Raw genomic sequence first — 11,119 nt, 5'->3', positions numbered from 1 at the left:
CCGGGCACTCCCTCTGTCGCATCAAAAGATCCGCAATGAAGCATCTGTGGCCCCTCAGTTTGAGTCTCGCTGCGCTGGCGTGGACGGTACCTATCGGTTCTCTAAGAGCCGAGACAAATGTGAAACAGCTCTTCAAAGACGCCTACACCCAGCAAAACAAAGGCAACTACACCAAGGCGTTGCGCATCTGGAACGAAGTGGTCCGGCGCAATCCGACCGAACCCGCCGCCTACGTCAACCGTGGCATCACCCGCTACCTGATGCGCGATCTGCGCGGTGCTGCCGATGATTTTAGCCAGGCGATTTCTTTTAAAGATGATTACGCCGATGCCTACTTCGACCGGGCAGCGATCTACCGCGATCTCAAAGAATACGACCTGGCCATCGCCGACTACCAGCGCTATCTTCAGCTTGCACCAAATGCCCCCGACGCCGATCAGGCCCGCGAGCTGCTGAGCGCCCTGCGCAAGCGCCCCGGCATCCGTACAGCTTCTTCTCGGCCTGCGCCCCCGCCTGTCCAGTCGCGTCCAAGCCCGGTTGCCCCGGTGAGCAGACCCGCCGCACCTTCGGCCCCACCACCTGACAGGCAGCCCGCCCCCGAGACGGCCTCCACCGCCGCTCCCGCTCCAGGCCCCGACGCCGCACCGCCGCTGGTCAGTCCCTCCACCCCCGCAAGTACGACGGACCCTTCTCCACCTGCCCCGGTGCTGCGCACCGCTCCACCGCCGGTAGCCAGCCTGCCGTCTTCTAAGTCCCGAGCCGGGGGCAGTGCCGTCTCCGTTGGCCGGGTCAGTGGCTACGACGCCACCACCGACGATATTCTGCTCGGTCTCAGGCTGGGCGTCGAGCGCAACGTCCTGAGCAGGGATGCCAGTGTCTACAAACAGGCGCAGAACTTCGTCGTCCGGATGAAGCGGGGAGCGACGGTCGATCAGGCTCTCGAAGCGACTGGCCTCGACCGCCAGTCCTTTTTGCGCCTGGCCTGGCGGGGAGCGGCTTGGCGGACCTACAAGATCTACATCAAGTAGTCTCCGGCGGGCCGACTACTTGCTCTGATTGTCGATCGGCTTGTCCGCCGGTTTGAGCAATGCCGGGGCGTCCTGGGGACCGCTCAAGGGGGCAGCGGCAGGCCGAAAAGGCGCGCCACCGCTGCTCACCGGCGCAGTGGCGGGCCGGAAGATCGAGGGGGCAGCAGGAGCCTTTTGCACTTTGGGTTTTGTGACAGTCGGCTTTGCAAGCAGCGGCGGGGCAACTTTTGGAGTCGGCTTCGCCTTGACTGGAGCAGGTACTGCCGGTTTTGGTTTTTGCGGTGCCGGCGCAGTCTTTTTGATCGGCGGTGGTTGGATGACAGCAGGCTTTGTCACTTTTGGCGCGGGGGCGGGGGCTTTGGTGACCGGCTTGACCGGCCTGGCCGGTGGCTTGACCGGCAGGACGGCTGCCTTTTTGATCGGCGCGGGTTCTGGAGCTGTTTCAGGCTGCCCCTTGGGTGATGACGGTTGAACCGCTGCCGGTGCTGAGACAACCGGCGGCGGGGGCGCTTTGGTAGCGGAGGAACCGAATAGCCAGACACCCGCTGCAACGAGCACCGCTGCTACTCCCGCTCCGGCAAAGACGAGGGTCCGGTTGTTGCCCTTGCCTGGAGCAGGTGCAGCTACCGGTGGGGAGGTGCGCACCGGTGGCGGGGTCTGACGGGTGGCAGTATTGGATACAGCTGCCGCCTGGTTGTAGTACGGTTCTTCTTGAGAGGCAGCGGGCACTTCGGCGACCTGCGGGGGTTGGGTCCGGGGCACCTCAAAGGGAAGCGGCTGACCGTAGTACGTCTCCTCGCGGGTGGCCGGTGCTTCGGCGACCTGCGGAGGCTGGGTGCGGGGCATCTCAAAGGGTACTGGTTGCCCATAATAGGTTTCCTCGCGGGCCGTCGTCGTCGATTCGATCGGTGCGGGTTCGGAGGGGCGCTCGCTGCTCACCGGCGGAGGCGGAGCGGGCTGAAAATTGGGCGGTGGAGGCGGAGCAGTGTAGGAGCTGCTCAGGCCATAAACTTTTTGCAGAGCCTCAAGGGCTTCTCCGGCACTCTGGTAGCGGTCTTTGAAGTGGTAAGCCACCATCTTGTCGATGATCGCCGCAAAGGCGGCGCTCACCTGGGTGTGCTGCTGCCACATCGGCTCGCCGGTGCCGCTGTCTTCTTGCAGTTCCATCGGAGCGAGGCCGGTCAGAGCCTGAATACCGATCATGCCGAGGGCGTAGATGTCGCTGCTTGGGCGCGGTTTGCCCCGGCCCTGCTCGGTGGACATGTAACCGGGGGTGCCGATGATCGTCCCGGCGATCGTGCCGCCGCGCTGCAGCGCGGCGGGCCGCGACCAGACCGTCTTGACCGCGCCAAAATCGACGAGCACCAGCTTGCCGTCGCTGCTGCGGCGAATCAGGTTGTCGGGCTTGACATCGCGGTGGATGACTCCCTGGCTGTGGACAAAGGCCAGGGTCGAAAGCCCGTCCTGCAACAGGGCGACCACCTCGGCTTCGCTCATCAGCCGCCCCGGCTGCAGTTCGGTGGTGAGAACGTGCCCCTCGATAAATTCCTGGACCAGATAAAATTCTTCGTCTTCTTCAAAATAGGCAAGCAGTCTCGGAATCTGGTCATGATGTCCGATGCGCTCGAGGGTCTCGGCCTCGCTGCGAAAAAGCCGCCTGGCAATCTCTAAAGAACCAGGGTTGTCGCTGGTCGGCTTAAGGTGCTTGACAACACAGGTCGGACTGCTCGGTCTGCGCGTGTCGAGGGCCAGGTACGTTTGACTGAAGCCGCCCGCACCGAGGATCTGAAGGATTTTATAACGGCCATCGAGCAGTCTACCGATCATTATTTTGCGTCCAGCATGTACTGATATTTTGTCGAAACTTCCGCGATCCGGCACCACATGGTGCTGAGGGAGCACTAATGTTCTATCAAATTTTGCTTAGACACTATGTGAAGCTATATTGCAGACAGGACGGGCCTGTAATGCGAGTGGCGAAGCGATGGCAGCCAGCTTCACTTTAGCGTATGAATATTCTTCCCTAGGGGCAAAAGGCGCTTTTGTAATCTTGTGCAGCGATTGTTTTCTGGTGGCGATCCGTTCTATAACTTGGTGAGCGGCACCAGATCAAGGCAACTGGCTGTGCGTCAGCCTGAATGGGTATCTGGATGGGAGTTCAAGCGGTGAGGCATTTCAATTCGTTGTTGATGGCGGGTGTGCTGGTGGCTGTCTGTGGCAGCTTTGTCTACGCCAATCCCGATCTATCCCGCTGGGTTGCCGGTCGCCCCCCGGCCTCCAAAGCGACCGAGGGCAAATCGCCTGCGCCACCGGTCCGCAGTGGCCCGACGGCCAAAAAAAGCGAGATTCAATTTAAGGCGGCAGCCCAGCCCATCAGCGAGCCGATTCAACTTATCGGCGCTGAGGCACCCCTGAGCGACGATATGCCGGTTGTTTTAATCAGTGAGTCGGCTCCTCTCAGTGCCGAGCCCCTGCCGTTGCTCGCCGCCGCCGCTCCCATCGGTCCGACCGCTCCTGAGCAGATAGAAGAACTTCCCCCGGTGCTCAAACCGGCTCACGACCTTGAGATGGCCCAGGCAACTCCTGTACGGCGGCCAAGGGTCGGTGCGCCCTCCTGGATGAAGATTGCGCCTGCACCGCTGAGCGAAAATGCTCCATCGACGAAGCGGTCCGCGACCGCCGTCGCGATTGCACCGCACAGCAGCGCTCCTGTCCTCCAGCCCACCGCGACCACAACCCAACTGGCACAATTGTCGATTCCTCTTAAAGACGGCAGCAGCGTTGGCGCTGAGCGTCTACTGCAGGTACAGCAGCGCATCTGGTACTGGAAGGGCGGCGCTGTTCGTCGCCGGCTCGCCAGCTTTATCAATGTGCTCCTTGAGACCCAAAGTCTTGAGCAGGCCGCCGGTCGTTCTGGTCTCTCGCTCAACGAAGTGCAGTACCTGCTCAGCAAATCGACCTGAAAACAGTCAGAAAAAAGCCCCTCTCCTCCAGGGGGAATCCGGGAGTCCAGAGAATGGGCCTGACAGTTAGGTTAGTCTGACTGCATAATGACATACTTTGGCTCATTTGCCTGTATTTGTGCCAAAATTATTCGCCGCTGCGCGCACTCTGTAAAAAGGCAGGCAACTGGACGTGGCCGTAGCGGGTGGGCTGGGGTGTACCTGGACGGTCGGCAGGAGCCGTTTCGGGCACGGGCAGAAGCGGTTGGGACCGGCCAAAAACAGCGCGGTCCATCACGCCCTTTAATTGCATCAGTTGCCTTTCGAGGGCAATGAGCCGTTCGTTGGCCCGCGAAAGTTGGGCCTGTTTTTGCCCGGCTTCGCGCTCGCGCTCGCGCAGCAGTGCCTGGGCTTCGCCCAATTGTGCTTCGAGTTGGGCCTCGTGGGGTTGGCTCTCGCGCTGGGCCAGGTTCTCCTGCAGGGTACTCAGGCGCTGCTCGAGCGTGCGGATGATGCCGGTGGAGCGCTCGAGGTTGCGGCGCAGATCGCTCAGCTCCGACTGCTGACTGGCGACGGTCTGGCGCAGCACGACGAGATTGTGCTCGACGTCCTGCCGCTCGAGTTGGGCCTGACGGACAGCCTCCATCTGCTCAAGGCAGAGTTGCTCGGCGTCCTCGGCTGCCCGCCGCCAGTGGACCACCAGTTTTGTCAGCTCCTCGGACGATTCGGGCAACGGGGACTCAGGGTCCATAATCGACTCCGCACGGTATTGCCAAAAAGAATAGCGCCCCGAGAATCAGCCTGCCTCCTCTGCAGCATAGAAAAGTTGCATCGCGTGCAGCACCGACAACTCCTGGAGGAGTTCGGTAATCAAGTTGTGTACGTCGTCGTCCACCCGTTCGTCGATGGTTCTGAGCAGTCGGGTGACGCTCTGCGTCTGCGTCTGCAGCTCTTCCTGGGTGACGATGCCGTCGGCGAGGGCCGTCTGCCAGGAATCGGCGCTGCTGATTACCTGGAAGGCCAGTTCACCGGTCTGTTCGTCAAACCAGGGTCTGCGTATCACGAAGGCTTCTCCAATCGATCCAGCAGGCGATGGGCCATCTCCAGTTTGCTGACCAGGGGAATCGCATCGCTGTGCCCGCAATTGCTTAAGAGCATAGCCTGATTATCGCGGCTGCCGAAGCCCTGGCCAGGCTCGTCTACCCGGTTGGCCACCAGCCAGTCGAGGTGCTTGCGCTCAAGCTTGTGGCGGGCGGCTGTGAGCCAATCCTCGCCGGTCTGGGCAGCGAAGCCCACCAGCGTCTGCCAGTCCTGTTTGGAGTGAGCCAGATGGAGCAGGATATCATCGACCGCCACAAGCTCCAGTTGGGTGCCGAGGCTCGCTTTGGGGATCTTGTCGGGGCTTTTTGTCCTGGGCCGGACATCGGCGACGGCGGCGGCCATAAAGATCAAGTGTGCCCCAGCAAAAAGTTCAACCGCCCGCTGTTCCATCTGGCGGGCCGAAGTGACCGGCCACAGTTGTACCTCCGGGGGGACCGGCAGTTCACTGGGTCCGAGGACGAGGTGGACCAGCGCCCCGCGATGGGCACAGGCAGTGGCGAGGGCGATGCCCATGCGGCCCGTGCTGGGGTTGCCGATAAAGCGCACCGGGTCGAGAAATTCGCGGGTCCCGCCGCCGGTGACGAGCACCGTCTTGCCCGCCAGATCGCGCCTGCCCCCCGTCCATAAAAGCGAAGCGAGGTGATCGACGATGACGGACGGTTCGCTCATCCGGCCTGCCCCGACCGCATCGCAGGCGAGCCGCCCGCAGCCGGGGCCGCTGGTGTGGTAGCGGGGCAAACCGCTCAACTGTTGCCAGTGACCGGCCACCACCGGCTGCTCCCACATCTGCGTGTTCATCGCCGGGGCCAGCAAGATCGGTGCCTCGGAGGCCAGCACGACGTTGGTGAGCAGATTGTCCGCCAGACCAAGGCTGAGCCTGGCGAGGGTATTGGCGCTCAGGGGAGCGAGCAAGATCGCCTCCGCCCACTGCCCCAGTTCGATGTGCAGGGGCGAACTGTGTTCGGCGGACCAGAAATCGGCGTCGGTGTAGGCGCGGGCGCGCGCCAGGGTGGCAAAGCTCAAAGCGCTGACAAAGCGCTGGGCCGCATCGGTGAGGACGACCCGCACCTGGGCACCCGCCTGGGCGAGGGTTGAGACCACTTCACAGACTTTGTAGGCGGCGATGCCGCCGGTCACACCCACCAGGATGCGGCGGCCACTCAGCATGGCACCCTAGCCAGCCGGGAAGGTGCGCTCAAATTCGAGCAGCAGTTCATCGATCTCTTCGAGCGCCTGGTTGACATCCTGGCGGGTGTCGGTGCTCAGGTCCGGTCTTTCTAACAGTTGCAGCAGGTTGGCCCGTTCGAGGCGGACCTTCTCGACACCTGCGCGAATCTCCTGCTCGGTCATCGTCGTCTCTATCAGGGGTGCGTCGGTGCTGCCATTGTGGCACGGTCCAGCCGGGGGAAGCCGTTACACTGGAAAGGATCTTCTTGGGCACTATACATCGACATGGGCAACCGTTTCTTGGCTCTGGTTCTAGTTGGAAGCGTGCTGGTCGCGCCTGCGGTGCGGGCCCAGGCCCCCCTGGTGACGGTACCGACCCTCGCCCCCGAGCAGGTGCAGAAGCGGGCACTGCAACTGGCCGAAGATGCCATCCGGCTGGTGCAGGTCTCGCGGCTCGACGAGGCGGAGTCGATGGCCCAGCTGGCTGTGCAGCTCTACGCCAACAGTGCCCAGACGCGCACGGTTTTAGGCGGCATTCTCCTGCAGAACAACAAGCCCGAGGAGGCGCTTGTTCAATTGAAGCGGGCGAGCGAGCTGTCTCCGGATACGGCGCGCTTTCAGTTCAACCTTGGCCTCGCCTACAGCCGCCTCAAAAACTACTCCCAGGCGGCCCAGGCGATCGAGCGCGGCCTCAAGATCGATCCTAAAAATGCCGACGAGTACTTCAACCTGGGCAACGACTACGTTCTGCTCGATCGCCAGGACGACGCCCTCGCCGCCTTTCAAAAAGCCGTAGCGATCAAGAGTGATTTTTGGGAGGCGATCAACAACGTCGGTCTTATCCGCTACGAGCAGGGCCGCATCGATGAGGCCAAGGCCCAGTGGCAGCAGGCCGTCACGATCAACGCCAAGGCCGCCGAACCGAAGCTTGCTTTGGGCATTGCTCTATTCAGCCACGGCGAGCGCGACAAAGGACTGGCGCTGAGCGAGGAAGCCCTCGGTCTTGACAAGCGCTACAGCAAGCTCGACTACCTCAAAGAAAATCTCTGGGGCAGCAAGCTATTGGCCGATGCCGCCCTGGTGCTCCAGACCCCCCGGATCCAGGCCGCCCTCGAACGACTGCCGGAACCCACGGGCGACGATGAAACGGCCCGCAGCAGCACGCCCTGATTTTTTACCAGAGCTACCGGCGGCGATCTGGATTTTATTCGGTGGCCGGTTGCTCGCCTCCCTCGGGCTGGGGTTCGTTCTTTTTTACGCCTCGATTTTCTTTACCCGTGAGTTGGGACTGAGCTATACCCAGCTCGGTCTGGGCATCGCCGCCTCCGGAGCGAGCGGCATCGTGGGCCGCCTCGTGGGCGGTGTGCTGAGCGACCGGCCCGACTGGGGCCGGCGGCGGACGTTGCTGGTGGCGCTCGCTACCCTCAGCGCCGGGTATGCTCTATTCGCAATCACCCACGACTTTGTGCTCTACGCGAGCGCCTACGCGATCGTCGGCTGGGGCTTCGGGCTGTACTGGCCGGCGAACGAGGCGGCGGTCGCTGATCTGACTACGGGTGCTCAGCGCGCCGAAGCCTACGGCCTCACCCGCGCCGGTGACAGTCTGGGCCTCGGGCTGGGTGTGGTCGTGGGCCAGGGGCTCATCGCCCTTACGGGCAATTACCGCCTGCTCTTCTGGCTCGACGCCCTCGCCTTTTTGGGTTTCTGGCTGGTGGCGCTGCGGGCGATCAAAGAAACCCGGCCCGCTTCTGATCCAAGAGCGTCCCTCCTGGGCGGTTACAGCGTTGCCTTTCGCGACAGTAACCTGCTGCTGTACGCGGCGATCAATCTGGTCTTCACCTCCCTCACCGCGCAACTGGAGAGCACCGTGCCCGTCTACCTGCGCGACTTTGGTGGGCTGGAGCAGAAGGTACTGGGAGTGGGTTTTATCGCCCACGTCGCGCTATTGGGGCTCATCCAGTTTCCGGTCGCCCGCCTCAGCAGCAGCTGGCGGCGGACGCGCTCCCTGGCTGTGAGTGCAGTTTTCTGGGCGGTGGCGCTGGTGCTTCTTTATCTGGTAGAAAATCCGGCTCTAGCGGGATTCACCGGCATCGCCGCGCTGCTGGCGGCGGCGGTGGCCCTCGCCTTCATGCACCCGGCAGCCTCGGCTCTGGTCGCGGCCCTTGCCCCCGAGGATCTGCGCGGCGCGTATCTATCGATCAACTCCCAGTGCTGGGCGGTGGGCTACATTGTCGGGCCAGCCCTGGGCGGGCGCATTCTCGATCTGGGAAGGCCGCTCAGCGACTGGCTGTGGCCGGGGCTGGCCGCGATCGCGCTTCTTAACTGCCTGCCGCTCGTTGTCCTCGAAAAGCGCCTGCCCCGCGCCGTCAACCAGCAAAAGTGAACGGCCCGATGCATGGCAGGCGACCGCATAAAACCGCAAAGCCCTGCTATAGGTAAATGGCTCTCCCCTGGCTGCCAAAGCAGGGAACGAACACGCTGGAGTTTTGCCGATGCCACTTTTTTTGATCAAGGGCGAGTACCGGATCGTCGGCGCACGGCCCGACGGCGACTCGATCAAGTTCTACCCGGACAATCCAGATCTGTGGGATAAGCTGGGCCGGGTCAAGCGCAACCGCAGCGGCGGTGCCCAGCTGCGGCTCGATGCGATCGATGCGCTGGAGACCCACTACCGGCCACCCGTCAGTCGGGGGGGTGAAGAGCGCCAGCCTCTCCAGTACGCCGAGGCGGCTTCCGACGCTCTGCTCAAGTCTCTCGGCTTCACCGAGTTCAGCCGCAGCAGCGACGAGACGATCGCTTCGGCCACCCCCGAGAGCGTGCGCGGCTATATTCTTTCTCGCTTTGCCGACAAGTATGGCCGGGCCGTAGCCTTTGCCTTTGCAGGCGAGAGCGACGAGCAGGACGGCGACGGTGTTTTTCTTGACACCAATCTCCTGGGCGAGAGTGCCAACTACCAGCTCCTCGCCGCTGGATTGGTCTATCCGACCTTTTACTCCAAGCTCTACGCCGATCTGCGCCGGGAACTGACCCAGGCCGCCCAGGCCGCCCGCAACGACGGATTGGGGCTCTGGCCCTCCGACCGGACCAATTCCGGGTTCAGCCTCGACAGCCTGGCGACGATCACCGACGAGGTTGTAATTCTGCCCAAGCTCTTTCGCCGTCTGGTCGAATATATCGAACTCAACAATGGCGAGCCGGGCCTCGAAGGGTTCAAAAGCTTTCTCGAAGCCCAGGCGGACGAGGTGACGGTGTTGCCGGAGGGGCGCTTTACCCACTTCGACAGTTTGATCACCGTCTCAGGCCAGCAGTTACAGCTGGACGAACCGCCGGAAAATCTGGTCTTCCGCGAAGGCTAGAACCGTTTGTTAAGATTTGGGAGCGCTGTCGAGTTTATCTAAGTCACGATGTCTGCCTCCTCGCGCTCCCAGAGTTCCGTTTCACCGTCGTCCTTTTTGCAGTCCGGCTGGGCGACGGGCTACCGCACCCTCGAAGCCGAGCACGCCTACGGGATCACCGACATCGAGGGCACCATCCCGCCGGAGCTGACGGGAACCCTTTTTCGCAATGGGCCGGGGCGCTTCGACCGGGGCGGTGTCGCCTACGGCCATCCCTTCGACGGCGACGGGATGATCGCGGCGGTGAGCTTCAAAGCGGGGCGGGCGCACTTTCAGAACCGCTACGTGCGCACCGAGGGTTTCATCAAAGAATCCCAGGCCGGGCGCATCCTGCTCAAGAACGTCTTTGGCACGCTCAGGCCCGGTGGTTTCTGGCTCAACGCTTTTGACTTTTCTTTCAAAAACGTCGCCAACACCAACGTCATCTACTGGAACGGGCGGCTATTCGCCCTCTGGGAAGCCGCCCCGCCCCATCGCCTCGATCCGGCAAGCCTCGAAACCTTTGGTACGGACGATCTGGGGGGCGTGCTGGCGGGCGGCAAACCCTTTACTGCCCATCCGCGCCTGGAGCCCCAGACAGGCGACTTGCTCGCTTTTGGGGTGCGCGCCGGGCTGGTGAGCGATCTGGCGCTTTACCGGCTCACCCCCTCCGGCCAGGTGCAGGTCGAGGCCACCTACACCCTGCCGGGCTTTGCCTTCCTGCACGACTTTGCCTTCAGCGACAATTACTGGATCTTTTTTCAGAGTCCCCTCGCCCTCGATCCGCTGCCCTTCGTCTTTGGCATGAAGGCGGCGGGCGAGTGCCTGCGCCTCGCCGCCGACCAGCCGGGACGGATGCTGCTCATTCCCCGAAGCGGCGGGCAGGTGCGCACGATCGAGACCGAGCCTTTCTTTGCCTTTCACCACGTCAACGCCTTCGAGCAGGAGGGCACGATCGTCCTCGACAGCGTCCGCTACGAGGAGTACCTGACAACCCTCGGCAACGGCGACTTCCGGCAGATCGACTTCGATCGCGTCCCTCAAGGCTGGCTCTGGCGCAGCGAGATCGACGTGGCTACAGGTGAGGTGCGCACCCGGCCCTTGCTCCGTCGCGCCGTCGAATTTCCCCAGATCCACCCCGACCGCATGGGCCGCTCCTACCGCTTCGTCTACCTGGGGGCAACGGCGAGCGCCGATCGCAACGGACCACTCCAGGCGATCGGCAAATTCGACATCCAGGCGGGCGAGGCGATCTTTGCGAACTTTGCCCCCGAGGGCTTTATCAGCGAGCCGGTCTTTGTGCCGCGCCCCGAAAGTAACAGCGAAGACGACGGCTGGGTGATCGCGATCGTCTACGATGCCCAGCGTCAGGCGTCGGATATTGTCATCCTCGACGCCCGCAGTCTCGATCGCATCGCCCGCCTCCTGCTGCCGCACCACGTTCCCTACGGCCTGCACGGCAGCTTCGTCCCGGAAGTCTTTGTCGATTTCTAAATGTCCAGCACGG

Annotated in this window: 11 protein-coding genes; 6 read left to right on the top strand and 5 right to left on the bottom strand. The window is 62.8% G+C overall.

Translation table 11 applies throughout. The features are described 5' to 3' along the window. Positions 1–35 precede the first annotated feature (35 nt). Entirely contained in the window at positions 36–1,028 is a 993-nt protein-coding gene (locus GKIL_RS24090) for a tetratricopeptide repeat protein (RefSeq protein ID WP_023172146.1), read from the top strand. A gap of 15 nt (positions 1,029–1,043) precedes the next feature. On the opposite strand, the gene GKIL_RS22270 is transcribed toward GKIL_RS24090, so the two are convergent. Next, the gene (locus GKIL_RS22270; RefSeq protein ID WP_023172145.1) at positions 1,044–2,855 is read right to left on the bottom strand and encodes a serine/threonine-protein kinase; all 1,812 of its coding nucleotides are present in this window, start codon (positions 2,853–2,855) and stop codon (positions 1,044–1,046) included. 338 nt (positions 2,856–3,193) lie between these two features. Between GKIL_RS22270 and GKIL_RS04090 the strand changes: the two genes are divergently transcribed. After that, positions 3,194–3,991, top strand: coding sequence for a hypothetical protein (locus GKIL_RS04090; RefSeq protein ID WP_144080310.1), 798 nt, complete (start codon positions 3,194–3,196; stop codon positions 3,989–3,991). Between the two features lie 127 nt (positions 3,992–4,118). Here the strand turns inward: GKIL_RS04090 and GKIL_RS04085 are convergent, their stop codons facing one another. From GKIL_RS04085 to GKIL_RS24515, 4 genes are read right to left on the bottom strand one after another with little or no spacing between them, the layout of a single operon-like run. Further along, entirely contained in the window at positions 4,119–4,721 is a 603-nt protein-coding gene (locus GKIL_RS04085; RefSeq protein ID WP_023172143.1) for a hypothetical protein, read from the bottom strand. Between the two features lie 45 nt (positions 4,722–4,766). Beyond that, positions 4,767–5,033, bottom strand: coding sequence for a hypothetical protein (locus tag GKIL_RS04080; RefSeq protein WP_023172141.1), 267 nt, complete (start codon positions 5,031–5,033; stop codon positions 4,767–4,769). After that, positions 5,030–6,238 (bottom strand): bifunctional phosphopantothenoylcysteine decarboxylase/phosphopantothenate--cysteine ligase CoaBC, encoded by a 1,209-nt coding sequence (coaBC, locus tag GKIL_RS04075; protein WP_023172140.1) that lies wholly within the window; start codon positions 6,236–6,238, stop codon positions 5,030–5,032. Before coaBC ends, GKIL_RS04080 begins: the two co-directional genes overlap by 4 nt. Positions 6,239–6,244: 6 nt before the next feature. Further along, positions 6,245–6,421, bottom strand: a complete 177-nt coding sequence (locus GKIL_RS24515) for a hypothetical protein (RefSeq protein WP_023172138.1) — start codon at positions 6,419–6,421, stop codon at positions 6,245–6,247. A 141-nt stretch (positions 6,422–6,562) separates the two neighbouring features. Between GKIL_RS24515 and GKIL_RS04070 the strand changes: the two genes are divergently transcribed. The 4 genes from GKIL_RS04070 (at position 6,563) to GKIL_RS04055 (ending at position 11,106) form a co-directional block, all read left to right on the top strand. After that, on the top strand, positions 6,563–7,408 hold the full coding sequence (locus GKIL_RS04070; RefSeq protein ID WP_187293881.1) for a tetratricopeptide repeat protein: 846 nt from the start codon (positions 6,563–6,565) through the stop codon (positions 7,406–7,408). Beyond that, a complete protein-coding gene (locus GKIL_RS04065) occupies positions 7,380–8,621 on the top strand; it encodes an MFS transporter (protein ID WP_023172136.1) in 1,242 nt (413 codons plus the stop codon). Before GKIL_RS04070 ends, GKIL_RS04065 begins: the two co-directional genes overlap by 29 nt. 109 nt (positions 8,622–8,730) lie before the next feature. Continuing rightward, a complete protein-coding gene (locus tag GKIL_RS04060) occupies positions 8,731–9,594 on the top strand; it encodes a thermonuclease family protein (RefSeq protein ID WP_023172135.1) in 864 nt (287 codons plus the stop codon). 48 nt (positions 9,595–9,642) lie between these two features. Further along, the gene (locus GKIL_RS04055; protein ID WP_023172134.1) at positions 9,643–11,106 is read left to right on the top strand and encodes a carotenoid oxygenase family protein; all 1,464 of its coding nucleotides are present in this window, start codon (positions 9,643–9,645) and stop codon (positions 11,104–11,106) included. Positions 11,107–11,119: the final 13 nt, after the last annotated feature.

The organism is Gloeobacter kilaueensis JS1 (assembly GCF_000484535.1).
Lineage (GTDB): Bacteria > Cyanobacteriota > Cyanobacteriia > Gloeobacterales > Gloeobacteraceae > Gloeobacter > Gloeobacter kilaueensis.
The sequence above is the reverse complement of the archived record's forward strand: the minus strand, read 5'-3'. Positions and strand labels throughout refer to the sequence as shown.

What these genes read in the sequence shown, in the direction of transcription:
- GKIL_RS24090 (WP_023172146.1), top strand. Translation starts at nt 36, where the DNA reads ATGAAGCATCTGTGGCCCCTCAGTTTGAGTCTCGCTGCGCTGGCGTGG.
- GKIL_RS22270 (WP_023172145.1), bottom strand. Translation starts at nt 2,855, where the DNA reads ATGATCGGTAGACTGCTCGATGGCCGTTATAAAATCCTTCAGATCCTC.
- GKIL_RS04085 (WP_023172143.1), bottom strand. Translation starts at nt 4,721, where the DNA reads ATGGACCCTGAGTCCCCGTTGCCCGAATCGTCCGAGGAGCTGACAAAA.
- coaBC (WP_023172140.1), bottom strand. Translation starts at nt 6,238, where the DNA reads ATGCTGAGTGGCCGCCGCATCCTGGTGGGTGTGACCGGCGGCATCGCC.
- GKIL_RS24515 (WP_023172138.1), bottom strand. Translation starts at nt 6,421, where the DNA reads ATGACCGAGCAGGAGATTCGCGCAGGTGTCGAGAAGGTCCGCCTCGAA.
- GKIL_RS04065 (WP_023172136.1), top strand. Translation starts at nt 7,380, where the DNA reads ATGAAACGGCCCGCAGCAGCACGCCCTGATTTTTTACCAGAGCTACCG.
- GKIL_RS04060 (WP_023172135.1), top strand. Translation starts at nt 8,731, where the DNA reads ATGCCACTTTTTTTGATCAAGGGCGAGTACCGGATCGTCGGCGCACGG.
- GKIL_RS04055 (WP_023172134.1), top strand. Translation starts at nt 9,643, where the DNA reads ATGTCTGCCTCCTCGCGCTCCCAGAGTTCCGTTTCACCGTCGTCCTTT.